This window comes from Streptomyces spororaveus (genome assembly GCF_016755875.1).
GTDB classification, from domain to species: Bacteria; Actinomycetota; Actinomycetes; order Streptomycetales; family Streptomycetaceae; genus Streptomyces; species Streptomyces spororaveus.
This window is the reverse complement of record NZ_BNED01000005.1, coordinates 8,212,725-8,236,684: the sequence shown is the minus strand read 5'-3', so window position 1 is coordinate 8,236,684 and position 23,960 is coordinate 8,212,725. Positions and strand designations below refer to the sequence as shown.

Annotated in this window: 23 protein-coding genes and 3 pseudogenes; 11 read left to right on the top strand and 15 right to left on the bottom strand. The window is 68.3% G+C overall.

The features are described from left to right. A pseudogene (locus Sspor_RS39665) lies at window positions 1-375 on the bottom strand (hypothetical protein); the annotation flags it as partial. Window positions 376-573: 198 nt separating this feature from the next. Here Sspor_RS39665 and Sspor_RS39660 point away from each other — a divergent pair. Both Sspor_RS39660 and Sspor_RS39655 read left to right on the top strand, forming a co-directional pair. Then, window positions 574-822 carry a hypothetical protein gene (locus tag Sspor_RS39660; RefSeq protein WP_202197499.1) on the top strand — a complete coding sequence of 83 codons (249 nt, stop codon included), beginning with the start codon at window positions 574-576 and terminating at the stop codon, window positions 820-822. A gap of 155 nt (window positions 823-977) precedes the next feature. Next, window positions 978-1,730, top strand: a complete 753-nt coding sequence (locus Sspor_RS39655) for a phosphotransferase (RefSeq protein WP_202203442.1) — start codon at window positions 978-980, stop codon at window positions 1,728-1,730. A gap of 593 nt (window positions 1,731-2,323) precedes the next feature. On the opposite strand, the gene Sspor_RS39650 is transcribed toward Sspor_RS39655, so the two are convergent. After that, window positions 2,324-2,689 (bottom strand): restriction endonuclease, encoded by a 366-nt coding sequence (locus Sspor_RS39650; RefSeq protein ID WP_202203441.1) that lies wholly within the window; start codon window positions 2,687-2,689, stop codon window positions 2,324-2,326. 62 nt (window positions 2,690-2,751) lie between these two features. Here Sspor_RS39650 and Sspor_RS39645 point away from each other — a divergent pair, with 62 nt between their 5' ends. Further along, window positions 2,752-3,582 (top strand): barstar family protein, encoded by an 831-nt coding sequence (locus Sspor_RS39645; protein ID WP_237403614.1) that lies wholly within the window; start codon window positions 2,752-2,754, stop codon window positions 3,580-3,582. Here Sspor_RS39645 and Sspor_RS39640 read toward each other — a convergent pair. Then, complete coding sequence (locus Sspor_RS39640) at window positions 3,572-3,790, bottom strand: recombinase (RefSeq protein ID WP_202197503.1); 219 nt, start codon at window positions 3,788-3,790, stop codon at window positions 3,572-3,574. The genes Sspor_RS39645 and Sspor_RS39640 overlap by 11 nt on opposite strands. 115 nt (window positions 3,791-3,905) lie before the next feature. Here Sspor_RS39640 and Sspor_RS39635 point away from each other — a divergent pair, with 115 nt between their 5' ends. The 3 genes from Sspor_RS39635 to Sspor_RS39625 are packed head-to-tail and all read left to right on the top strand — an operon-like array spanning window position 3,906 to window position 7,635. After that, on the top strand, window positions 3,906-5,147 hold the full coding sequence (locus Sspor_RS39635; protein ID WP_202197536.1) for a tyrosine-type recombinase/integrase: 1,242 nt from the start codon (window positions 3,906-3,908) through the stop codon (window positions 5,145-5,147). After that, the gene (locus Sspor_RS39630; RefSeq protein WP_202197504.1) at window positions 5,144-6,247 is read left to right on the top strand and encodes a hypothetical protein; all 1,104 of its coding nucleotides are present in this window, start codon (window positions 5,144-5,146) and stop codon (window positions 6,245-6,247) included. Before Sspor_RS39635 ends, Sspor_RS39630 begins: the two co-directional genes overlap by 4 nt. Continuing rightward, window positions 6,247-7,635, top strand: coding sequence for a tyrosine-type recombinase/integrase (locus Sspor_RS39625; protein ID WP_237403615.1), 1,389 nt, complete (start codon window positions 6,247-6,249; stop codon window positions 7,633-7,635). Before Sspor_RS39630 ends, Sspor_RS39625 begins: the two co-directional genes overlap by 1 nt. A 23-nt stretch (window positions 7,636-7,658) precedes the next feature. Here Sspor_RS39625 and Sspor_RS39620 read toward each other — a convergent pair whose 3' ends face one another. The 8 genes and pseudogenes from Sspor_RS39620 to Sspor_RS39595 form a co-directional block, all read right to left on the bottom strand. Beyond that, on the bottom strand, window positions 7,659-7,934 hold the full coding sequence (locus Sspor_RS39620) for a hypothetical protein (protein WP_202197505.1): 276 nt from the start codon (window positions 7,932-7,934) through the stop codon (window positions 7,659-7,661). A gap of 59 nt (window positions 7,935-7,993) precedes the next feature. Further along, window positions 7,994-8,617: a DUF6000 family protein gene (locus Sspor_RS39615; protein ID WP_202197506.1), complete on the bottom strand. Its 624-nt coding sequence runs from the start codon at window positions 8,615-8,617 to the stop codon at window positions 7,994-7,996. A gap of 40 nt (window positions 8,618-8,657) precedes the next feature. After that, window positions 8,658-9,695: a tyrosine-type recombinase/integrase gene (locus Sspor_RS39610; RefSeq protein WP_202197555.1), complete on the bottom strand. Its 1,038-nt coding sequence runs from the start codon at window positions 9,693-9,695 to the stop codon at window positions 8,658-8,660. A gap of 38 nt (window positions 9,696-9,733) precedes the next feature. Next, a complete protein-coding gene (locus Sspor_RS39605; RefSeq protein ID WP_202197556.1) occupies window positions 9,734-10,690 on the bottom strand; it encodes a hypothetical protein in 957 nt (318 codons plus the stop codon). A 61-nt stretch (window positions 10,691-10,751) separates the two neighbouring features. Beyond that, window positions 10,752-11,339, bottom strand: a complete 588-nt coding sequence (locus tag Sspor_RS41405; RefSeq protein ID WP_308295774.1) for a tyrosine-type recombinase/integrase — start codon at window positions 11,337-11,339, stop codon at window positions 10,752-10,754. Continuing rightward, on the bottom strand, window positions 11,312-11,932 hold the full coding sequence (locus Sspor_RS41400) for a site-specific integrase (protein WP_308295773.1): 621 nt from the start codon (window positions 11,930-11,932) through the stop codon (window positions 11,312-11,314). Before Sspor_RS41400 ends, Sspor_RS41405 begins: the two co-directional genes overlap by 28 nt. Window positions 11,933-11,983: 51 nt before the next feature. Further along, a pseudogene (locus tag Sspor_RS40940) lies at window positions 11,984-12,124 on the bottom strand (restriction endonuclease); the annotation flags it as partial. 1,340 nt (window positions 12,125-13,464) lie between these two features. Beyond that, window positions 13,465-13,794: pseudogene (locus Sspor_RS39595) on the bottom strand (glycosyltransferase family 2 protein); the annotation flags it as partial. A gap of 64 nt (window positions 13,795-13,858) precedes the next feature. Between Sspor_RS39595 and Sspor_RS39590 the strand changes: the two are divergent. Further along, a protein-coding gene (locus Sspor_RS39590) for an IS5 family transposase (RefSeq protein ID WP_371589749.1) occupies window positions 13,859-14,688 on the top strand; the annotation gives its coding sequence in 2 pieces (ribosomal slippage) (window positions 13,859-14,197 and window positions 14,200-14,688; 828 coding nt in all). A gap of 15 nt (window positions 14,689-14,703) precedes the next feature. On the opposite strand, the gene Sspor_RS39585 is transcribed toward Sspor_RS39590, so the two are convergent. Continuing rightward, window positions 14,704-15,261, bottom strand: a complete 558-nt coding sequence (locus Sspor_RS39585; protein ID WP_202203440.1) for a hypothetical protein — start codon at window positions 15,259-15,261, stop codon at window positions 14,704-14,706. Between the two features lie 94 nt (window positions 15,262-15,355). On the opposite strand from Sspor_RS39585, the gene Sspor_RS39580 reads away from it, so the two are divergent. The 3 genes from Sspor_RS39580 to Sspor_RS39570 all read left to right on the top strand — a co-directional run bounded on the left by Sspor_RS39580 (window position 15,356) and on the right by Sspor_RS39570 (window position 20,462). Continuing rightward, window positions 15,356-15,868: a PadR family transcriptional regulator gene (locus tag Sspor_RS39580; protein ID WP_202203439.1), complete on the top strand. Its 513-nt coding sequence runs from the start codon at window positions 15,356-15,358 to the stop codon at window positions 15,866-15,868. 310 nt (window positions 15,869-16,178) lie between these two features. Next, complete coding sequence (locus Sspor_RS39575) at window positions 16,179-19,292, top strand: DUF11 domain-containing protein (protein WP_202203438.1); 3,114 nt, start codon at window positions 16,179-16,181, stop codon at window positions 19,290-19,292. A 297-nt stretch (window positions 19,293-19,589) separates the two neighbouring features. Continuing rightward, on the top strand, window positions 19,590-20,462 hold the full coding sequence (locus Sspor_RS39570; RefSeq protein WP_202203437.1) for a thermonuclease family protein: 873 nt from the start codon (window positions 19,590-19,592) through the stop codon (window positions 20,460-20,462). 330 nt (window positions 20,463-20,792) lie between these two features. On the opposite strand, the gene Sspor_RS39565 is transcribed toward Sspor_RS39570, so the two are convergent. Together Sspor_RS39565 and Sspor_RS39560 are read right to left on the bottom strand one after the other, a co-directional pair. After that, window positions 20,793-21,074: a WhiB family transcriptional regulator gene (locus Sspor_RS39565; protein ID WP_202203436.1), complete on the bottom strand. Its 282-nt coding sequence runs from the start codon at window positions 21,072-21,074 to the stop codon at window positions 20,793-20,795. Window positions 21,075-21,122: 48 nt separating this feature from the next. Next, window positions 21,123-22,211, bottom strand: a complete 1,089-nt coding sequence (locus tag Sspor_RS39560; RefSeq protein WP_202203435.1) for a mechanosensitive ion channel family protein — start codon at window positions 22,209-22,211, stop codon at window positions 21,123-21,125. A 127-nt stretch (window positions 22,212-22,338) separates the two neighbouring features. Here Sspor_RS39560 and Sspor_RS39555 point away from each other — a divergent pair, with 127 nt between their 5' ends. Beyond that, complete coding sequence (locus Sspor_RS39555; protein WP_237404247.1) at window positions 22,339-22,836, top strand: ATP-binding protein; 498 nt, start codon at window positions 22,339-22,341, stop codon at window positions 22,834-22,836. A gap of 56 nt (window positions 22,837-22,892) precedes the next feature. On the opposite strand, the gene Sspor_RS39550 is transcribed toward Sspor_RS39555, so the two are convergent. Further along, complete coding sequence (locus Sspor_RS39550) at window positions 22,893-23,819, bottom strand: SigB/SigF/SigG family RNA polymerase sigma factor (RefSeq protein WP_202203433.1); 927 nt, start codon at window positions 23,817-23,819, stop codon at window positions 22,893-22,895. Window positions 23,820-23,960: the final 141 nt, after the last annotated feature.

Here is a 23,960-nt window from a genome sequence, read left to right as displayed (position 1 = left end):
TTCCGGCGACGAAGGCGGGTGGGCACAGAGGTTGCGGTCCTTGTAGAGGCGGGTGAGCTCATCGGCCTCACGTCGGCCGATCAGCTCAAGGTCCTCGTGCGCCGTCTTGATCAGGCTCGTCTCGAACTTCTGCAGGGCGGGGACGTCGTTGGATGCTATTGCGTTGTTCAGCGAATCACGCAGGCTGACGGCGACGCCCTCTCCTTCGTCCGCAAGCAAGCGGATCTTGCCGATGATGTCTGCGGCCACGGCGATCCAGGTCGACATCAACGCGGAGCGGTAAGCGGACGCGCCGTACGCGGCAATCGCCTCGTCCACGTAGCGGCGGGAGGTCAGAGACCTCACCTGGTTCCTTATGTCTTCCAAGGCGCGCACGCAGCGACTCCCCCCATAGATGAGGATCAGAAGGGTAGCGGGGGCGGGGCGAGTCAGGCCGCTCCCTTGTCTCCAACTGTTCCGGTCATGCTGTGGGCCTCAGCGGGGCGGCCTGCGGCAGCGTGATCGCGGCCCCGGCGCAGGGCCGCGGTTTCCGTGGCGGCGAACTCGCGGCGCCGGTGCTGAACCCTGGTGTCGATGGGGGCTGGCTGGCCGGCAGTGTGCTCCTCCGGATCGGGTAAGGCCCGCTGGCTGAGCTCGCGCAGCACGCGGGCCTGCCGTTGGGAGCTCCACACCTCCGTCCGCCCCGCCTTGGAGGCCCTGGTCTCCGGCGCCCGCCTCACCTTCGGGGACCTGGCCGAGCGCTCCGGCCTCACCATGGAACAGGTCGCGGCGCTCGCCACCGAGCTGGTATCCAAGGACGCGGCAGCCGTCTCCCACAGGTAGGACCGCCATGTTCGAGGCCCCCGCCCCGCCACCGTCGACCGGATGCTGGCCGCCCAGCAGCACGCCGCCGACCAGTTCGGCCTGCGCGCCACCGGCCGCCGGGGTGGGGGTACCAGGGCCGCACCCTGTCGGCCGCCGGCCCGCACTGGCTCCGCGTGGTCTGCGCCGAGGCCGGCACCGAAGGCGGCATCCTGTGGAACGGCCCGTCCACCTCCCGCACCCTCCCCGCCTCGGTGCCACGCCCCGAACTGCTCCACGTCCGGGACTGGACCGACCAGGCGTACGCCTACCGGGCCGAGCCATACGCCTTCACCCCGAACCCGATCGTCTCCCCGCGCCCCGTCCTCACTGAGGACCCCAGCCTGCCCGAGACGTGGTGGAAGGAGATGACGGCCGCCCTGGACGCCCTCGCCGACGTGCCCCCGCCGGCGGACCGCGAGGCCGTACGCGAGGAGTACCTGCGCCGCGTCATCCCCGAATTCACCGGCCACCAGGTCGACGACGTCACCTGGACCACCGCCCACGGAGACCTCCACTGGGCGAACATCACCCGCACCCCGCACATCCTGGACTGGGAGGGATGGGGCCGCGCCCCGTACGGCTACGACGCAGCCACCCTCTACGTGTACACACTGCTCACCCCCGAGACGGCAGCGCCAATCCGGACCCGGCTGGCCTGCGTCCTGGACCGGCCCGAGGCCCGCCACCGGCATGCTGGACCGTGTGCGCCCAGGTCCTCCAGGCCCAGGACCGCATCGACTTCTACGCCGAGCTCGCCAGCGCGTGCGACAGCACCTGACCATCCTGTAGCCGGACCGCGATGGGGCAGGCGCGGCCCACCCTGGTTTACAGGTAGCGGTCGAGCGGCTCGGCGACGAAGGAGCCGTCGGCGAGCTGGACATCGGTGAGTAGGAACCGCTCCGGACGGGTCCCGAACTGCTGGATGACGACCGCGCCGACCGGCTGGGCAGTGATGAAGTGAGCCGGGCGGCATCAGCACCGAGAGTGCTGATGGCGGTGTAGGTGCGGGGGGTGCTAGGCATGGTTGTGCTTCCCCTTGGACGGATGAGGCGTCGGACGGCCCTCACCTCTTCGCTCGCTCCCAGGGTTGGAACGACAGGGCTCAGTTGAGAATCAGGTCCCGCGGATCTGCTGCGAGAGCCCAGACGCGTACGAGCCCAAGTAGCTGTGGCGAGGGTGATGAAGGTTCCCACCCCGCTCAAGATCCCCGCCAGGGTGTTGGGGAAGAGGTCATGCATAGTGCAGGCCGACGCGGACCCGTCGCGTCGTCCTCCTCCGGGCATGACAAAACTTGTAGTCGGAGTGCCAGGCAATCGTCCACGGGTCGGACGTTTGGCGGGGGACGTGGCCTGTTCGCGCCGCATTTCCAAGCGGTCACTACATGTAGGTTCTTCCACTGTCCTCAAGCCAGCCGAGTCATTGTGTCAGCCGGATGCCTGCGGGTGGGCGAGATCGAGAGTTTCGTCCGAGGCCGGGCGTTTCATAGGTGGTGGCGACCCCTAGGGAGCCTCTCGGCGGCTGGCAGGAGGGAGGGCGTGCAGGAGTTCCACAGGGGATGGGACCCGCCGGCCCATTCGGCGAGGAGATGGCGGTCGACGAGGTGAAGCCGCTGAGACTTCGCGAACTGCGCGGCGTTGGCGGTGATACGGCCGTTGGTCAACATGACCACGACATCACCGTGGTGGACCTGCCTGCCAGTGCCGTTCAGGACCTGAAGGTCAGGGCTCCCGACGGGCTTGCCCGACCAGCCGTCCTTCCTGTGCTTGCACTGGATGACCCTTCTCTGCACTTCACTCTCACGGGCTATGGGGATCCGTGACTCGTCCAAGAGCCTCCGAAGTGTCATGGGGTGGACAGGTCGGCGACCGCCTACCAGGTCACCGGGGCGCCGGTAAGATCAGCGCTCTCATGGGGAGTGCGATGCGAACATCAGGTCGGAGCGGTGAGGGGCAGGAGTACGCCCTGACCTCGGATGAGGACGACGCTGACTTCTGGGGCTTTGCTCACGAGGCCGAGGGGTTGTTCACGCCGCTGCCGGACGAAGAGGGAACACGCCGAGTGCACCTCACGGGCTGCCTCCCGCAGGGCGGCCTACTGGAGAGCGTTGGCCACGTCGGCAGTCGTCGCGCCTTGGCGGGGAATGCCTGGTTCGAGCTCCTCGACGGTGACGGTGCCACCATGGGGTCCTACTTCGTCAATGAGGTCACCGTCGTCGACGTCAAGCCCTCCGCCTGCGGGGCCGGCCTCGTCGACCTCACGATGACGCTGTGGTGCGAGAACGCCGTGGCCGGAGCGGAACGAGTATGGGACCTGATCCGCACGGGTCATCTGGACCGCACCGGTATGTGGCACGAGTTCGCCCCCGAGGACAGACGAGCATGGCTGTCGGTGACGCTGTGTTCCCAGGAGTACCAACGCCAGGGGAAGGCCGACGCTCCTGCAGGCCAGGTGTTCACCTTGGACGGTCGGCACATCGTTGACCGAGACAGCTTCTACTGCGCGATCGGTGAAGCCATCAACGGCCCCGGCGGATACTTCGGCTGGAACCTCGATGCTCTGAGCGACTGCCTGAGAGGGGGCTGGGGTGCCACTACGCCGTTCACCGTGCACTGGGATTCCTCAGCCCAGGCCAAGGCACGGCTGCAAGACCGTGTGCCCTCCGGAGAACGCGAAGTCGCGTTGTTCGACCTACTCCTGGAGATCTTCGAAGAACAGGGCGTGAGCGTCATCATTCGGTGACAGTTTGATCAGTCCTGGGGCGACGGACGTGGGGCAGGCCGAGGTGGACGGCGGTTCGTTGCTTGATCCTTTCGGCCTCAATGCGCTTGGCCCGGAGGAAGGTCAGGGTCTTGTCGATGCCGTCGATCTCTCCCAGCCATCCTTCGAGTTCGGCCCGCTTGCGCCGCAGGATTAGGTCCTTCTCCAGCTCTTCGAGCCGGGACAACATCTTGGGGTTGACCTGGAGGACCGGGCAACGGATGCCCCGTTGACTGAACGAAGCACGTTGATTGTGCAGTTCAGGGCACAGGTGAGGTTGTCGCCCAGTACGGTCTGCGGTCGTGATGAACGATCGTGTGCCCGAACGGGATCTGTCGAGATTGGCCGTTCCTCGGTGGGGCCGGCTGGTGGAAATCGGCGACCGGTACGAGCCCTACCGGCTCGTCGACGCCGACGGCGCGACCGTGGCACCGGTCCCAGTGTTCTTCCAGGAGCTGCTCGCAGCCGGGAAAGCGGCCGCGACCGTCCGCTCCTACGGCATGGACCTACTGCGGTGGTGGCGGTTCCTGCACGCAGTCGAGGTGCCGTGGAATCGAGCGACACGCATGGACGCTCGGGATTTCAGCTGCTGGATCCAGCTGACGGTCAAGCCGCGAGCGACGGCGGCCAAGCGGCAGCCGGCCCGCACCGTCGGCGCCCCGAGCCCGGTGACCGGGAAAACGAGCCCTGGGCTCGGCTATGCCCCGTCGACCGTCGCCCACAGCGAGACGGTGCTGCGCCGGTTCTACGACCTGCACCGTGACGCCGGATCCGGGCCGTTGCTCAACCCGTTTCCGCTGGACCTGGCTCGTCGTTCCGGCCGCGCGCACGCGCACCACAACCCGATGGAAACCTGGGCGCCGGAGCGGACCGGCCGTTATCGGCCCACGATTCCGCGCCGGATTCCGCGCTCGATCCCGGACGAGTGGTTCAACACGCTGTTCGCGGCGCTGCCGTCGAACCGGGACCGGGCCATGATCGCGTTTTGGATCTCCAGCGGGGTCCGGGCATCGGAGTTGATCGGCGTCCGTCAGTGCGACGTCGATCCGGGACAGCAGCTGATCAGCGTTGTCCGGAAGGGCTCCCGGGCACGGCAGCAGGTGCCGGCCTCAGCGGATGCGTTCGTGTGGCTGCGGCTCTACCAGCAGGAGCTGCACGGGCTGGTGCCGCGGGGCCTGACGCGGCCAGTGTGGTGGACGCTGCGGCGTCCGTTTCAGCCGTTGACCTACCACGGCGCCCACCGGATGTTCGAGCGGCTCAACGCCAGCTTCGGCGCGGACTGGACCCTTCACGACCTTCGTCACAGCGCCGCCGTCCGCATGGTGCGCAACCCGGCGCTGACGCTGACCGACGTGCAGTGGGTCCTCGGGCACGCGCATCTGACCACGACCGAGATCTACCTCAACCCGCGCCAGGACGAGGTCGTCGCCCAGGTGCTGGCCCACCACGCGCGGCGGGCGGACCAGCGCACCGAGCCGGTGCCCCCGCCTCCGGCCCCGGGTTACGACCCCGAGACCCTGGACGTCCTGTTCGGGCGGTCATCATGACTATCACCAAGAAGCACTCGACTCGCCCACCGCTGCAAGCCGCGAACGCGACCGCTGAGCAGGCACGAGCGCGGAACAGCGTGCTTCGGGAACGATTCCCGCCGCGAGCCGCCGAAGTCCGCTGGCCGGCGACCAGCCGATCAGTCGAGGAGGTTGTGCGGCGGCTGACCGCGCCACCGTTCCTGCAAGCGGCCAAGGCGACCAGAGCAGGCCGTCGGCGCGGGGTTGCGAAGATGTTGGACTGGCTCTCAAGCCTCCCTAGAGATACCTGGCAAGAGAGGTGGGCACGCAGCGGCGTCGAGGATCTTCCCGGCGCGGACTGGACAGAGCTCCCTCTGCGTTTCCTGAGCCAGCAGGCAGGGTCGCCGTCGTCGTACGTCCGCGCTGACCTGTCCACCGGGTTGCTGCTGCTGATCGCCGGTGATGTGATCCGTCCCAGCCTGCCCTGGATGCTCACCCGCACCCACCGATACCTGGCCACCATCATGGCCGAGGTCCGTGACCCGGACGGGTTCGAGCACTTGGTGCAGATGGCCGCCGCGCAATCGCACTCCAGTAAAGACGCCCAGATCGCAGCGACCCGGATCGCCGTCCTCCTGGCCTGCAAAGGCGGGCTCATCCAGGACATCACGGTTGGGGACTGCGTGGAGCTGTTCGACACCCAACGCCGGGTCCATGTCCGCGGCGGACAGCACAAGGTCGACTTCTACCTGCGGCTTCGGACCATGGGCGTCTTCCCTGACGATGCCCCGGCAACGATCCGGGCGTTCGGCCAGGCTCTCGGCCAGCTGAGCATCGAGGAGCTTGTGGACCGCTACCCGATCCGGTGCCGCCCGATCCGGGATCTGCTCGTGGACTACCTTCGCGAACGGCAGCCGTCATTGGACTTCGCCAGCTTGGACGCGATCTCACGATCGTTGGCGGGGCTGTTCTGGACGCGGATCGAAGCGCTGTCACCGGGCATCGACACTCTTTTGCTGCCGCCGGTGCTGGCGCGGACCTGGAAGGAAGACCTGAGCACCAAGCGGCGTACCATCACCGGCCCCGACGGGGCGACGGTCGAGATCGCCAGCCCCGGCTCAACGCCAAGGACGAGCTGATGCGGGTCCGAGCCTTCTATCTAGACCTCGCCCACTGGGCAACGGAGGAACCGGCCCGCTGGGGACCGTGGGTCGTACGCTGCCCGATCAGCGATGACGAGATCCGCAAGGCCAAGGAGCGCAAGCACCGCAAGGCACGGATGGATCAGCGCACCCGCGAGCGCCTTCCCGTGCTCCCCGTGCTGGTCAGCACCGCCAACCGCCGCAGGCTCGCGGCCTTCGAGTTGCTCCGGACTGCGCAGGCCACCGAGCCAGGGACGGTGATCCCCGGCACCGAGGGATCGCTTCGCCGAGCCGTCACGTCCAAGGCCGCGGGACACCTCACCTGGGCCGAGGAGACTGCCACCGGCCGACGCCGGAACCTCTCCTTCGAGGAGGAGGAAGCGTTCTGGGCGTTCGCCGCCGTCGAGGTCCTCCGCCTGACGGGCATCCGCAACGAAGAGCTCTTGGAGTTGACCCACCACAGCGTCACCCAGTACCGGCTCCCGACCACCGGCGAGATCGTTCCGTTGCTCCAGATCGCCCCGTCCAAGACCGACACCGAGCGCCTCCTGCTGGTCAGCCCGGAATTGGCGGACGTCCTGTCAGCCATCGTCCGCCGACTACGCGGTCCAGCTGGAGCGATCCCGCTGGCGCCGTTCTACGACGTCCGTGAGAAGGTCTGGAACCCGCCGATGCCGCTGCTGTTCCAGCGGCAGATCGGAACCGAGCAACGGGCCTTCACTCCCACGTTCCTGCGCACGCTGCTGATTGGCGCGATCGCGGCCACCGGGCTCATCGACTCCGCTGGCGCACCGCTCACGATCTCCCCGCACGACTTCAGGAGGATCTTCGTCACTGACGCCATCATGAACGGCCTCCCACCACACATCGCCCAAGTGATCTGCGGGCACAAGAACATCGATACAAGGATGGGCTACAAGGCCGTCTACCCGGCCGAGACGATCGAGGCGCACAGGGCGTTCATCGCCCGCCGCCGGTCCACCCGGCCCAGCGAGGAATACCGAACTCCCACCGAGGAGGAGTGGGATGCCTTCCTCGCGCACTTCGAGAAGCGCAAGGTGTCCATCGGCACCTGCGGCCGTGCATTTTCCACCCCGTGTGTTCATGAGCACGCTTGTGTCAGATGTGCACTCCTCAGGCCGGACCCGGACCAACGCTCCCGCATCGAGGAGATCCGCGACAATCTCATCGCCCGCACCGCCGAAGCCGAACGCGAAGGCTGGCTCGGCGAGGTCGAAGGACTCAAGGTCAGCCTTGCCGGCGCCGAGGAAAAGCTCGCCCAGGTCGACGCACTCGTCAAGAGACAGTCGATCGCTGTCGAACTCGGTATGCCGGGCGTCCGCCAGCCGGCAGGCACCACAGAGGCCACAAGAGCAACGCCGTGATCGAAGCAAGTGGCGACCGGAGATCAAAACGGAACAGACAACCCGGCTTCGCGCAGCCGGGCCAGGGCGGCGGACATGCACTGCTGCACGGTGCTCCCATCAGTGCGCATGTCGTGCTCCAGGGGACCTCCGCTGGCGGCGAACGTCCACGCTGGCGCGTTATCAGCCACCCCCTCCGCGTCCACCCTGATCATGGCATTCACGCCCTGCTCGCCCAGCCATTCCAGGATGAGCAGCGTCACGTCCTCGATGCCACCATCCTGGTCGATCTTTGGCCAGCGGCCCTGGTTTCGTGTCATTGCCCAGAGTCTACCGAGGGGTCCGAAGCAGTCGGCGTCCAGCGGTCAGGCCGGGAAGATCAGCGCCTGGTTTCCATTCTGGCGAAGAGTTCAGCGCACTCGCTGGCGAAGGAACAGAGCCGGTCCACGACCTGCCGGTACTCCTGCGGATCCCGCACCATGTTCGACGTGGCATCGGTCCACTGCTGCCACAGGCCACCGGCGGCAAGGTATCGGGATGCTCGCTCGGTCCCGAGGACGGCATCGAGGTGAAGCAGTGTGCTGAGAGCAAAGGTCTGGTCCCAGACGAGGTCGGGTTGAGGCAAGTAGCGATCAAGGTAACTGCAGACCAGATCGGCGTCCGCGCTGGTGCCGAAAGTGGCAAGAGTGATGCAGTATGACCCGCCGTAGGGGCCTCCGCTGGCCAGCAGGAGTTCGCCGATGCGGCTGCGGAACTCGGTCCTGCCAGCCACGGCAACCAGCCAGGAGGCAGTCCTGCGCTCTCGCCACCCGCCCTCGAAAAGGATGCCGAGTTCAGCGGGAGTGATCTCCCCAGCAGCCTGGACCAGCTCCCTCACGAACAACTCGCGCTCAGGCCCGCTCAACCGCAACAAGCTTCCACCCAGCCGCAGGTACCGCCGGCCGGGCGTGACGAATCGTCGGACCAGGTCCATCAGCTCGGGGTCGGTGTTGGCATAGCGCATGGCTGCATCTTTGCCCGGCGAGGTCCCAGCTGCCAGCAATTTACACAGAGCCTCGAGTAGCGATCGCTAGTTCAGAGAAGCAGGCGTGCTCGTGTTGGCATGGGGTGCCGTAAGGGCGAGCGCAGTTACCCAGCTCGACCTTGCGTTTCTCGAAGTGCTCCTCGAACTCAGCCCACTCCTGCTTGGTGACCTCGCCGTATTCGATGGCCGGCCGCAGGGACCGGCGGTTGTTCAGGAAGTGCTGGTAGTGAGCGACGACGTCCTCGTTGAAGACCGCGACGTATCCCTGAGTGGTCTGGAGATTGAGATGGCCGAGCAACGCAGCACCGATGTGGATGGGCAGTCCGCCGTTGACGATCTCGGTGGCGAAGAGCCGTCGGAAGTCGTGCGGGGTGAAGGTCAGTCCGGCGAAGGCTTTGTTCGTCTCGCCGATCTCTTGGCAGGTCCGGCGGAGCATGTTGAGCATGGTGCCGGTCGCCAGGACGCTGCGGATGGTGCCGACCTGTCGCTGGAAGAGGAAGGGCATGCGGTCTGACCAGCTCTTCTCGTGCCCGTCATAGCGGCTGACCAGCGGGATCGTCCGGCCGTCGCGGGTGTGGCGGCGGATGATCTGGGCCACGACGTGGAAGAGGTCGGCTGACATGGGGATGACTCGTTCGCGGTCGTTCTTCGACGGGGCGATCACTAGCAAGGCGATGATCTCGCCATTGGGTCGCTCGTATTGGCGAATGCTGAGGTGGGTGAGTTCTGACAGCTCTTCGATTCGGATGCCGCTGTGCCGCAGGACCTCAACCGCGGCCCACTCCCAGAACGCCGAGTCCTCAGCGAGGGTGATGTTGATCAGCTCACTGGTTTCTGCGTCATGGACGCGGACGGGGGGTTCGGCCTCGACCTTGACCAGCCCCTGGTCCTTCTTCGAGTTGCTGCGGCGGTAACGACGGCCGTCGTACTCGAAGGGCTCGCCCAGACTGACCTGCCGCCCGGCTTCGAGCAGCCCCAGGAGTCGTTCGTGGCGTTCTTCAACGTATTTCACCAGGTCAGGCAGCAACGGCTGCCGTTGCCGGGTGCGGTCGGCCATGCGCCGGTTAATCTCGCGACGACGCTTGGAGAACCCCTTCAGATCCTGGGGAGGGTGAGGTCGGCCTGTCCGGGGCAGATCTTCTCGATCTTCGACCAGAAGGTCCCTGCTAGCAGACGGGCCAGGCCGTCCCGGGTGATGTAGTCGGTATCAGCCTGCCGGCGGACGAGGTAGTCGGTAATCACCTGCCGGACGGCCTGGCTGCGGAGCGGGTAGCGGTCGACCATCTGCTCGGGGGTGAGCTGCCCGGTGTAGATGAACTTCCGCAGCGTGGAGGGGGTGCCGGGCGGAAAGTGTCCGATCGAATGCAGGATCTCCCAGGCGCCCAGAGCCGCGAAGCGCGACTGATCACCCCTGGCCCCGTGTGTGACACCCAGACGTCGGCACTCCAGCGAGTAGTGCAGCAGGGCCTCTGGAGTGAGGTGCTCCAAGGCGATGCCCTGGGTGGTGAGCGCGCAAGCGACGTCGAACTTGATACGGATGCGGTAACTCAACCCCAGGTCAGGGCGGGCGTCGACGGCTGCATAAAACACGTCCAGGGCAGGATCGTGGCTGGCCGGCCCGAACCACTCGGGATAGTCGCTGAAGGCGTTCGCGCGGAATCCACCGACCGAGGGCTGGATCACCCGCGCGCAGAACGCCAACTTTGCCGCCGGGGTCACGTCATGTCGGTCCTGGGCCCGGTCGGAGATGACGAAGGTCTTGACCGGCAGGGCCTTGTCACCGTCAAACGGGCTGGCCTCCCACTTCGCCTGCCAGTCAGCTCCGGGCAGGGTTTCCAGATGAGTGAACAGCAGCCGCAGGCCGCGGCGGCGCTTCTCGTAGGTGGAGTGGGTGCGACCCGGCACGATCTGCTCGACCAGCGAGCACAGATGCTGGATCGAGGCCTGGGTCAGATCGCCGAAGGGTGCTGGCGGGCTGTCCGGCCGAGGGGCCGGTGCGGCCTTAACCGCGGCATCCGGGAAGCGGGTGGCGACCGGCTCGTCGAAGTCCATGCCCCGAAACAGAGTCCGGCGATTGCGGGCGGTGTAGGTCGAGGCAAGGGTGCCCTGGACGTTAGCCACCGAACACCGCCCGGACGTCAGCGGGGTCGTAGCCCGGAGCGAAGGACCGCTCGACGCGCGGCCGGTTGTAGTGCTCTTGGAGCTTGTCGAAGAGATCCTCGACGCGGGTCGTTAGGTAGATGCCTGTCGTGGCCAAGGCGGTGTGTCGCATGATCGCGCGTACTTCCGAGAGAGTCAGGTGGGGGTCGTTGGCCATCCGCTGAGCAGCGGTGTGCCGGAGGTCGTGGAGGGTCCAGTTGGTACCGAGCTGGGCGTTCGCCCTCTGGAGGGTGCGACGCATCGCCCAGTAGGTCAGGGGCCTCTCGGCGCCGTGACGAGTCCGCCACACCGGCTCATCGGCGGCGGGAACGCCAGCCTCGTCGAGGTAGGCGGCCAGCAGCAGGAAGCCCTGTGGGCTGGCGGGGACCGGCTCGCGAAGATTGGTGCCCTTGGTGATGACGTGCAGTTGCTGGCCGGACCAGTCGATGTCGCCCATGGTGATTCCGAGCAGTTCGCTGGCGCGGGCTCCGCTGGAGACGTAGAGCTGGAGCAGGGCTCGGTCACGGTCGTGGTTCATGGCCGCGAACAGCTCGTCCCACATCGTGTCGGGGATCGCCCGCGGCTGCTTCTGTGAGGTCCGCTGCCGCAGTCGGCCCCGGCGGTGCAACGGCGTCGGTTCGTCCGGGCTTCGATGGGCCAGGGCCCGTCGGCGCTGCACCGATTCCGGAACCGGGTTGGCCACCGGGCCGCGGCCGTAGTGCCGGTGGAAGGCGTAGAAGCCTTGATCGTGCTCGGGGCGTATCCAGCCTTCAGGTACTGCTTGCCGGTGCGGGTGTTCACCGACCCGGGCGGTGGGGCGGACGGATTGCTGCGGTGACGCTGCGGGTTCTTCGCCGTCCGGAGCCAGCCGACCATGGCGGCGGCGTCCGCCTCGGTGGCCTCCTCCCAGTCGACGTCCAGCAGCCACAGCAGCCGGAACCAACGCAGCAGATCGTAGGCGTAGCTGCGGCAGGTGGCCGGGCTGTTGTCACCGAGGGCGAGATCCTTGAGGTACGACTCGGCTGGGGCGACCAGGACGCCGGCAGCATCGACCACGGCGTACGGCGGGAACTTGCGAAGCAGGTGGACCACCAAACCGATACGGGGCACGTCGTGACGTCCCTCGATCAGTTCGCGTCGCAGGTCCTTGGGCAATGGGGCTCCTTGGCGGGTTTGTCGTTGTCCCGCTCAACGACCCAACCGAGTGCAGTTAACAGACCAACGCCGGCCATAGGGGTCGGTGGCTTTGACGTCGGCGCCGTTGTCACCGCGGCCACCGACCTGTCGCGCATCCGTGCAGCCGTCGCGACGCATCAGGTCCCGCACCGCAAACTCGAAATGGCAGTGGGGGGATCCGGGCGTGCAGGGCGGATCGGCGCCAGTTCTGGTGGGCATAGGAGTCGCTTCGCCTGGGTCCGCTCTCCTCGCCCCGGGCTGGCGGCGTGACGGCAAGTCCGGGGGCCAGGGGCGGTGAGCCGCAGCCACCCCTTCCGGGTGCCCGAGGCACCACCAGAACACCCCAGTGATCTTGTGTCGGCCACTCACCGCACCGGTCGTACGTCTCCCATCACTCACTCGTATGCGGATGTGGACACGCCCACGATCAATTCTTTTCTCGACCGCGCATCCGACGCGTCCGTGTGACCGGGCCACCCCCGAGCAGCCCGGCCCCTGGCCTGCGGATGGGAATCGGGAGCGCGTAGCCCCCGTGCAGAAGCCCGCAGCCTCTTCGGCCTGATCAGATACGCCGCCGACCCAAGCCAGATCGCCCTCGACGACCACACCGAACTCATCGCCGACATCCAGATGCTGTACGCCGAAGCATGCCCAGCCGCCCCTCGCGCGCTCAGCGACATCGCACCGAGCGAGACTCCCCGCGGACGCAGGCGGGTCGTCCTCGAGTAGCGACCGATCCCCCGGGACGGCGGCTGCAAGTCGGCCCAGACGGCACACTTGGAGGAGGCCCGGCTCTCGGTCGACCAGATCCACGTCGCGCCACTCAGACTCAGGGACCAGAGCCACGGGTTTCTGGTCAGGAAGGTGCGGCCCTCGTGCTCCGGCCGACCAGCTGCGTGAGCAGCTCGATAGCCGGTGCGGGGCGGGACAGCCCGGTGGTACTGCCCCCAGAGCGCTCTGGGCACCGGGCCTGACCCGTACACCCATGCCGGCACGAGCTGCCCCGACCCTATCCGCAGCGGCCCCACCAGAAGCGGGTTCTCCCAAACAGGAGATTAAGAGCCTCGCCGAAGTCAGTGTCGTTTGCACAGTCGGCGGAACAGCGCCTCGCACCACGGAGGGGAACGGGCGTGGCGGGCTGAAAGGGCGACGCCCGACCTCGGAAGCCCTCACGTTGATGACGGCCGGGTCCGGGGTCAGCAGGCCGTTGGGAACGACGACGTCGGTCCTCTCGATACCGCGGCGCCGGAGCCAACCTCTGCTGCGGTCTGCTCCAGCAGGTTGTGCAGACGGTGCGACGCGTTGAACCCCCCGACCGTAGGGTCCGCAGGGCACGCATGACCGCACGACGGCCGCAGCGGTGGCGGCCGCGATGCCCTGGCCCTACCGCGCCCCCGGGGCCCGTGCCCTCTACTCCGATGGCGGCGGGTCCGGCACCCTGCTGCCGGGGCGAGCTGGAGGGGGCAGGCCGTGGCGATCCGTGCGGTGCACGAGCAGTGGGGCGCGCGGCGTCAGATGACCGGGGGTCGGCCCAGCCTGGTCATCCGCCCCACGGTCCGCCACCGCATGGGCTGCCTTGGCGGGCACGGCACCCGTACGCCTTCGAAGAAGCCGGCCCACCAGGCTGCCAGACCGGACAGCGGGGGTCGCTGCGCGATCGTGTAGGCGGCCCAGGTTGAGAGGTAGACCGGGACCAGGACGGCGGGCAGGTGCCGCTTGGCCAGCCAGACCCGGTTCCGGCCGGTGTTGCGGTAGTAGACCGCGTGCCGGGACGCCTCGGTGCGGGGGTGCTGGAGCACCATGTCCGCCCGGTAGTCGATCTCCCAGCCGGCGTCTAGAGCGTGTCTCTTTGATGGGTTGGTCAGTTGATCGGATGTGTCTGTCCGATTAGTGATCACTGATGCGATGTGGGGCCGGATCGAGCCGCTGATGCCGGCCGATCCGGTCCGCGGCCGGCGGTGGGCCGACCACCGCCGCACCCTTGAGGCCATCGCTTGGAAGTACCGCACGAGCTCGCCCTGGCGGGACCTGCCCGACGAGCTCGGGTCGTTCCAGACCGCTCACAAACGACTGCTCAGATGGGCCGTCGACGGCACCTGGGAGAAAATCCTCGCCTCCGTCCTGGCAGCGGCGGACGCCGACGACGACATCGACTGGACCGTGTCAGTGGACTCCACGGTCGTCCGGGCCCACCAGCACGCGGCCGGCGCACGCAAAAGGGGGCGGCCCGCTCCGGCGAGCCCTCCGATCACGCGCTCGGACGCTCACGCGGCGGGCTGAGCACCAAGGTTCACCTGGCCGCGGACGGTGGGGCACGGCCGCTGGCATTCACCGTCACCGCAGGCCAGGCCGGTGACGCACCCGCCTTCGAGACGGTGATGGCCCGCATCCGGGTGCCCCGCCGAGGCACGGGCAGGCCGCGGACCCGCCCCTTCGTCGTTCTGGCCGACCGGGCCTACTCCTCCCGAGCCATCCGCAGCCACCTGCGACGCCGGGGCATCCGCGCGGTCATCCCGCAGCCGTCCGACCAGATCGGCCACCGCCTGCGGCGAGGCCACCGAGGCGGCCGCCCGCCTGGCTTTGACCGAGAGGTCTACAAGCAGCGGAACACGGTCGAACGCTGCATCAACCGGCTCAAGCAGTGGCGCGGCCTGGCCACACGAACCGACAAGCTCGCCATCGCCTACCAGGCCGCACTCCACCTCGCCGGCATCCTCATCTGGACCCGACGCTGACCAAAGAGACAGAACCTAGCCGTTGGCTTTGGCCCTGGCCTGAACAGTGGCGACGTAGCGCACGGTGAACAGCATGGGGACGACGAACCCGGCGGCCTGGACGAGTGTCGCCGCCGTGGAGTGGCCCTGGCCGGCGTGGGCGAGGGCCGCGAGGGCGGCCGCCGTGACGGTGAAGGCGGCCGTCCACACGGTGGTGATGACCACGTTGACCCGGACGAAGGGCTTGAGGCTCCAGACCTCGGGTGGGGTGGTGCGCTTGGCGATGCCCAGCGTGAACGGCTTGCCCGCGAGCAGCGAGGCCCCGGAGATGAGGGCCAGGGTGACCGAGGAGAGCGCAGCCGAGTAGGCGTGTACGGCCGAATGGGAGTCTGCGAAGGAGACGACCGCCAGCACCGCGAAGAAGACGGCCGAGCCGGCTTCCATGATCAGAGCGTCGAAGCCGACTCCCGTACACCGCTGTTGGGCGACCACCCCCACCGCCACCAGCAGTCCGGCGAGCGCCCCCCACTGCCACTGGGCGGACGGGACCACCGCGAAGACGATCCAGGGAAGGAAGGTGCGTAAGTACGACATCGAAGACCCCCGAGCTGCCGACATTCCTGTTCTGACATGTAGAAACTAGAATCTCCACTCTCGACATGTCAATAGTGGAAGGTAAGGTGGTGGCATGAGCCTTCGACACGCCCTCCTCGGACTCCTGTCAGAGCGCCCCGCCAGCGGCTACGACCTGCTGAAGCGCTTCGAGACCTCTTTGGCCAACGTCTGGCCCGCCACGCAGAGCCAGATGTACACGGAGCTGTCCAAGCTCGCCGACAGCGGGCTGATCGGCGTCTCGGCCCAGGGCCCGCGCGGCCGCAAGGAGTACACCCTCACCGACGAGGGTCTGGCGGAGCTGCGCCACTGGCTGACGGAGACCAAGCCCCAACGCAACACCCGGAGCGACATCTTGCTGCGGGTGTTCTTCCTGAACGTGATCACGCCGGACCAGGCGCGGAGTTACCTCGCCGAACTCATGGAGTTGTCGGAGCAGGAGCACGAGGCCTTGCGCCGGCTGGCCGACTCCATCGACTGGGGCGACGACCCGCTCTCGGTGAACGGCAGGATCGCCCTGGAGTACGGCCTCCGCTTCAACGCGATGCGCCGCGAGTGGGCCGCGTGGGCGGCGGACCAGATCCGCTAGGAGTTGTCGCCAAGGTGTCACGCCCGCATCAGGAGCGATGCGGGGGTGACGGTTCGGGCCCGCATTCGCAGCCGGTTGCACGCCCTTCCAAGACTCGAACCGAGGCGTCCGGTCCGATGATCCGAGGGGAGCGGCCGAGGCGGCCGGCGGCGGCCCGCAAAGTGCCGGACTCGCCGGTGAAGGTTCGAAGTTTGCAGAAGGTTAAGCGGCAAACTGTCGCGCGCGGTCAGCGCGCAGCTCTCGTTCCAGTGCGGCGGATCGCTGTCTTTGCGTTCCCGGGGCGCTGGCGCCCGCGACGAGAGGGACTTCTATGCGACGAACCGCGAAACGGCTGCGAGCCATGGCCGCCCTGGCGGGACTTGCACTCCTGCCGGCGTTCGTGCCGGCTCAGGCACAGGCCGCGGGCACCCGCCCGTTCTCGGTCACCATCACCCATGTCGGGTGCGTCGATCCGTGCTCCGCCGAGGGGCTCGAGGCCGCGTTGGAGGGCCACCCCGACTTCTATGCAAAGGTGTTCATCAACGGTGTCGAGCACCGGACGCCCACCATCGACAACGTCTTCGGCGTCGACCCGTACTGGGTGGTCTCCACCGAACTGCCCGACACCATCCAGAACGTTCCCGTCACGATCCAGATCTGGGACACGGACGACACCTCGGGTGACGACCTGGGCGACGACACCCCGCACGATGACGACAACAACCTCGACTTCACCGTGTCGTACTTCGACGGCAAGTGGCGCGACACCGCAACCAACAAGACCGACAATGTGAACTGGCCGCAGTCCTGTTCGTCCGGCGACGGCGACGCCGGGTCCGACGAGGACGAGCCCGCCGTCAAGGTGTGCTGGGACGTCAGCACGACATCGACGAGCGGTGACGCCGACGGCGACGGCCTGCTCGACGGCTGGGAGCGCAACGGGTACAACGAAGACGGTGACGGCACCATCGATGTGGACCTGCCGGCGATGGGAGCCAAGGCCGACCACAAGGACGTCTTCCTCGAGCTGGACTGGACGACGGGGCGCGCACCGACCCGCGCGGGCATCCAGGCCATGAAGAAGGCGTTCGCCGCCGCGCCACCCAACGTCGGCTCCACCGCGTCGAGCAGGCGGGCGCCCAACGGCGGTTTCGGCGTGAACGCCCCGCCGAACCCCGACGGCACGAACGGAATCAATCTGCATGTGGACACCGGCGGGCTTCTCGACCCGGGGGGCCGTGAAGGCGGGCCGGTCGGTACGTGTTCCGACGGCGTCGACAACGGAGCGGACGGGCTGGTCGACGGCAACGACCCGACGTGCAACGGGGCGCGGACCGACTACCTCGACGCGAGCGTCGAGAACCCGCAGCCGACGAACTGTACGGACGGGGTCAACAACGACGGCGATGCCTTCACCGACTCCCAGGACCCCGACTGCCTCGTCGGCGACAACCTCGGCCGCGGCGGCGTCATCGCCGACCCCGGTGCGTGCGGCCTCGACAACGCGACCTTCTACCCCTCGAGGAGACTGAACTTCGACAGCGGCCGACGACTGATCTTCCACTACGGGCAGATCGTCCCCCAGCCCGGTGTGGCCACATGCCCGCGGCAGAGCGGTGGTCAGGGCGAGGTCGGCGGCAACGACTTCGTCGCCTTCAACGTCGACGCCGGCACGATCATGCACGAGCTCGGTCACAATCTGAACCTGCGCCACGGAGGCCACGAGCCCCTGCCCAACTGCAAGCCGAACTACGTCAGCGTGATGAACTACGACCTGCAGGACGGCATCCCGCGCGTCGGCGACGGGACCATCCTCGACTACTCGCCTCCCAGGACGATCATCGGCAGCACGTCACGCGGGCGCGCCCCCTTGCCCGATCTCAAGGAGGACGCCCTGACCGAACCGGTCATCCTCGACGCCAGCGACGCGGTCAACCGGTTCGTGTTCGTCGACAGCACGGGCCAGAAGGTCCCGAACAACCTCAACACCAGCCCGGACTGGAACCGAGACGGCGATCCGCCCTTCGAGTCGATGGTGCCGGCCACGAACATCGACGACGCCGGCCCCGGCCCCGTGCGCACGCCCGCCGCGTGCATCAACACCTCTACCAATGAGCTCCTGAAGGGCTCCGACGACTGGTCCTCCGTGTCACTGACGTTCCGCCAGTTCGGTGACTCCGCGGACGCCGCGATCAACCCGGAGGACGACGACGTCCCGACCACCAGCGAGCTGCAGGCGATGCACGAGGAGCGGAACACCACCGACGTCGGGGTCACCGTCACCGACAACCCCGACCCGGTCGCGGCCGGAACGGACGTCGTCTACACCGCCGTCGTCACCAACCACGGCTTCAGGCCTGCCGCTTCGGTGACCCTGGTCGACACCCTGCCGTCGCAGGTCTCCTACGTCAGCGACAACGCGGCATGCCACTCGTCCGCTGGGACCGTGACCTGCGGCGTCGGCGACCTCCTCGCCGGAGCCTCCCGTACCGTCACGATCACCGCCCATGTGCCGGCGGACCTCGTGTACAACGCCGGCGGTCCGGTCACCCTCACCAACCGGGCGGTGGTGGACAACCTCGCGGGTCCCGACCCTCTGGCGAACAACGACAGCGCGTCCACCGACACCAGGGTGGTCGCCGTCGCCGACCTCGCCGTCACGTCCTTCGCCCCCACCGCACCGCCCACGCAGGTACTCATCGGGCAGAACCTGGATGTCACACTGCAGGGCACGGTGGCGAACAACGGGCCGTCCAGCCCGATGGACGCCGTGGTCGTCACCGCCGCCACGGCCGACCCGGGGGCCACGGTGACGCCTTCCTCGTCGACCCGGAATGTCAGCGCACTCGCGGTCGGGAGTCCGCAGTCGCTCGACAGCACCTTCACCGTCGGCTGCACGCAGCCGGGATCGCACACCTACCGGTTCACCGCGTCCGTCACGCCCGCCCGGCCGGACGACACCGACCCCGTCGCAGCCAACAACCACCGGCCGGCCGAGTTCACCCTCGACTGCGTCGTGCCCGTCGCGATCAACATCAAGCCGGGCGCCAACCCCAACTCCATCAACATCCCCGCCGACACCGTCCCCATCGGCGTCCTGACGACCAGGGCCGGCGAATACGCGCTGCCGCTGGACTTCAACGCCACCACCATCCAGCCGCTCACCGTCCGCTTCGGACCGCGCAGTGCCGTCTACGGCGGTACGGGCGGGAGCGCGGAAGTGCACGACAGGGGCCACATCGAGGACGTCGTCGAACGAACCACGACTCCGGTCGAGCGCGTGAGGGACGGCGACCGTGACATGGTGCTCCACTTCGCCTCGGCGACTTCCGGTCTCCGGCGGGGAGACACCGAAGCCTGCGCGAAGGGCTCGTTCATCGACGGCGCCACCGGACGGACCTACCGGTTCTTCGGCTGCGACATGGTGAGGATCGTCCAGCCATAGGTTCTGTCGTCGAAGTGGCGCCGGTCAGGCCCGCGGAGTCCGGTGCCGCACCTCGCCGCATTGTCGGGGCGCCCGAGTACCTCCCGTACTCGGGCGCCCCTCGCCTTGCGATGCACGACACCGGACGGCCGCGTCGAGCACACCTTCGCACGGATGAAGCCACGGGCACGGAAAAGGGCTTAACGAGCGAACGGCACGCGTGGTTTCACCCTGTGTATAGAAAGTCCTCGTATTCTGTAACACTGAGTGAGGATCTGTTTCGGGGGTTCGTGCACGTCGTGAGGGAGCCGCATCGTCATGCCCATGTTGCTGATCAAGGGTTCGTACCACCTCGTCAATAGCCGGGCGGACGGGGACACCATCCCCTTCAAGCCGGACAAGAAGGAGGAGTGGGACCTCGTCCCCGGCCCTCACAAGGTCGAGCACAACATGTCAGGCAAGGCGAAACTGCGGCTGGACGCCATCGACACGCTGGAGACCCACTACACGCGCAACGGCAACCCCGAGGTCCACCAGCCGTGGCTCCACGGCCGTGCCGCCCGGGATGCGCTGACGGACTGGCTCGGCTTCACCACCGTCGACCGCCTGCCGGATGAGACCGTCACCGCGGCAACTCCCCTGACCCGGCCGGGCTGGATCCTCACCCGCGGCGCGGGCCGCGACAAGCGCTGCATCGCCCTGGCCGGAAAGGGCACGCCGCCGGGCACCAGCGGCACGCAGATCAACGTCGACGAGGCGCTGCTGCGCACGACGTTCAACCACCACGTCCTCAAGGAAGGCTTGGCCTACCCGACCTACTACACCAACCTCTTCCCCGACCTGCGCGCCGAGCTGACAGCCGCGGTGCGCCAGGCACAGGCGGGCGGCAAGGGCCTGTGGAAGGACGACGACACGCTCGCCGGCGCGAGCGTCACGGGCATCGACTCCCTCCAGGACGACGCCGTCATCCTGCCCAAGCTGTTCCGACGGCTGGTGGACTACCTGTATCTCGGCGACCCCCACAACCCGGACCTGAGCGGCTTCCCGGCCTTCCTCGACCAGGCCGCGGACGAGTTCTGGATCATCTCCGCCGGCCATTCCACCACCGGCCTGGACACCATCGTGGAGGTCATCGACAGCAAGGTGCGGATGACCCACCCGGCCGAGGACCTCGTCTTCGTCGAGAACTGAACGAGGAGCGCCAGGACCCCCGCCGCGGGTTTCCGCGCCCTGGAGACCTTCGCCGGAGCCACGTAGGCCCTGCTGCGGCAGACCTGTCGTGACCGGCTTCCTGGAGGACTGCGTCGGCGCCGGTCAGCCGCAGTCGTCCCTCGGCCGGGTCAACGGACTGCAGCACATGCTCTTCCGGCCCGACCAGTGGGGCGTGCGGCAGCACGGCCGGCCCGAGGTCGCCGATCTCGCCGCAATGTGCCCACCGTCCTCACGGCGGCCCTGGACGACGGCGCCAAGCTGGGGCCGGGGGGAGCGCCGAGCACGGCGCGCTGGGGCGCACCCGGCCGGTCAGCCCGCCTTGCGGGCGCCCAGGGCCCGTCGCTCGTCCTCGGTCAGTCCGCCCCACACCCCGTACGGCTCCTGCACGCGCAGGGCGTGACTCAGGCACTGCGCCCGCACCGGGCAGAACGCGCAGACCTCCTTCGCTTCCTCCTCCCGTGCGGCACGGTCCTCGCCGCGCTCCCCCGCCGGGTGGAAGAAGCGGTCGGTACCGAGCTCCCGGCACGCCGCTTCCTCCTGCCACTCCCACAGGTGCTCCGCACGGCCCGGCAGGCGCGCCACCTTGGACATGTGTCGACTCCTCTCGCTCTCTGTTCCGGATGTCCTTGTGCTCCTCCCTCACGCGTCTGACCCGGGTGCGTGTTTCGAAACGCGGTCCTCGTACTCGGGTGGGGCGGCGGCCGCGGACGTGGAGACCCGCGGCAGGGCATAGGGGTGCTTCTCCGCCAGCCAGCAGACCAGTTGCTCGCGCACGGCGCAGCGTGCGGTCCACAGGTCGTCGGGGTCCTTCGCGGTGACGATGGCCCGCACCACGATGGTGGTGGCGGTCGTATCGGTGACCGCCAGGTCCCAGCCGCGGCCGTCCCATGCCTCGCAGCCGTCCAGGATGTCCTTGAGCTTCTCGCGCATCAGCGCGACGGGGGCGGTGTGGTCGCAGTGGAGGAACACCGTGCCGGTCATCTGGATCCCGCCGCGCGACCAGTTCTCGAAGGGCCGCCCGGTGAAGTACGAGACGGGCATGGTGATCCGGCGTTCGTCCCAGGTGCGCACGGCCAGGAAGGTGAGCGTGACCTCCTCGACCACTCCCCACTCGCCGGCGACCACGACCGTGTCGCCGATGCGGACCATGTCGCCGAAGGCGATCTGGAATCCGGCGAAGAGGTTGCCCAGGGTGGACTGCGCGGCCACGCCGGCGACGATGCCGATGATGCCGGCCGAGGCCAGCAGCGAGGTGCCGACGGCGCGCAGGTCGGGGAAGGCGAGCAGCATCGCCGCGGCGGCCACGACGGCCACGACGGCCGTGACGATCCGCATGATGAGCGTCACCTGGGTGCGGACCCGGCGCAGCCGTGAGGGGTCCCGGGTTCCGTGCGCGTAGCGGGCGTAAGAGGACTCGACCACGGCCGAGGTGACCAGGACGACGCACCACGCGCTCGCGCCGATCAGCACGAGCGTGAGGATCCGGCCGACGGCCGCCTCGTGGTCCTGCAGCGGCCGCCACTCGATCTGCCGGTACACGCCACGCAGGACCACGGCGAACAGCAGCACCCGGACCGCCGTACGGCAGCGGCGCAGCATGTTCCAGAGCGGTGTCTCGGGATGGCGGGCGTCCGCCCGCCGCAGCAGCAGGTCGGTGAGCCGACCCGCGATGAAGGTGAGCACGATCGAGCCGCCGATGACGGCCACCAGTCGCAGAAGGCTGTCCATGACTCCTCTGAGGTGGATCTCGGGATCGGATCAGGGCAAAGGGTGCGGAGGCGTCCCGCGCGCCAGGGTGGGTAGACGCGCATCACCGGATGGCGGGACACAGAGTCGAGAACGAGGTGAGAGCGCAGTGCAGACCATCGGACCGGACATCGGCGAGCGCACGCCGGGCGCGCGGGAGCCGGCCCTTCGCCAGCGTCGCCGGCTCAGCCTGGGCGGCGCCCGGATGCAGGTGGCGCGGGCGCGGGCGTTCGCCCGCGGGGCGCTGGAGGACTGGGGGTGGGACGGCCGGGACACCGCCGAGGACGCGCTGCTGGTGGTGTCCGAGCTCGTCACCAATGCCAAGCTGCACGCCGGCGGCTGCCGGGAACTCGTGGTCAGCGCGGCCGGGGACGTGTTCCGCGTCGAGGTGTACGACGGCGTGCAGGTGCCGGTGAGCGCGTTCCGTACCGGCGGGCCGGCCGTCCCGGGCGCCCCGGGCGGGTACGGCCTGCGGCTCGTGCGCCGGCTCGCCGACCGCTGGGGCGCCGAGGCCGTGGGCCACGGCAAAGCGGTCTGGGCCGAGTTCGACGCCGAGCGCCTGGTCGCGGGCCGCACCGCGCCGCCGGAGCGGCCCGACCGGGACTGAGGACCGAGGACCGAGGACCGACGGGGGTCCTGCTCCGGCGCTCCCGCAGCGGCTCGTCAGTCCTGCAGCAGCTCCGCGCGCAGCGTGTCCAGCGTGCGGTTGAGCACGCGCGAGACCTGCATCTGCGAGAGGCCGATCTCCTCGCCGATCTCGGCCTGGGTCATCTCCTGGCCGAAACGCAGCTCAAGGATGTGGGCGCTGCGCTCGTCCAGGTCCGCGAGCAGCGGCGCCAGGGCGTGCCGGTCCTCGATCGCCTCCAGGGCGGGATCGACCTCCCCCAGGGTCTCGCCGAGGGTGCGCGATCCCCGTACGGCCCCGGGCCCCGTGGTGGCGCCGGTGGCGGTCTCCTGAGGAACGTCGAGGGACTGGGTGGAGTAGCCGTTGGCGGCGATCAGGCCCTGGCGGACCTCGTCCTCGCTCAGGCCCAGCCGCTCGGCGAGTTCCGCGGGGCTCGGCGCGCGGTCCGTCTCGGAGGTCAGCTCCTCCGTGGCCTTCGCCAGCTCCAGGCGCAGCTCCTGCAGGCGGCGCGGCACCCGGACGGCCCAGGTGGTGTCGCGGAAGTGCCGCTTGATCTCGCCCGTGATGTACGGCATGGCGAGCGTGGTGAGCTGCGTGTTCCGCTCGGGGTCGTAGCGGTCGATGGCCTTGATCAGGCCGATGATGCCGACCTGGACGATGTCCTCGTTCTCGGGGCCGCCGGGGCGGTCGCGGAACGCGCGGGCGGCGAACTGCACCAGTGAGATGTTCATCTCGATGAGCGTGTTGCGTACGTACTGGTACTCCGGGGTGCCCTCTTCGAGGCTGCGCAGCCGTTCGAAGAAGACACGGGTCAGCTCCCGGGCGTCGCGGGTGGACAGCTCACGTGGGCAGGGCACGTCCGGCAGTCCGCCCGGTCCGGGGGCGTCCGCGGTGCCACCGGTCGGGGTGGCCGTCGTCGGGGTCGTCGTCGGGGTCGTGGCCTCGGCCGTGGCCGTAAGGGTCATCGTCGTCGCTCCTTGGGCACGTGTGCTTGCGGTGCGTTGCTCGGTGGCTCGCGTCGTGCGGAAGTTCGGTTCCGCTTCCCCTGCACCCTGTCGGGGTCAGAGACAGACGTCAAGTAATACCGGAAAACCTGTTCTGGAATT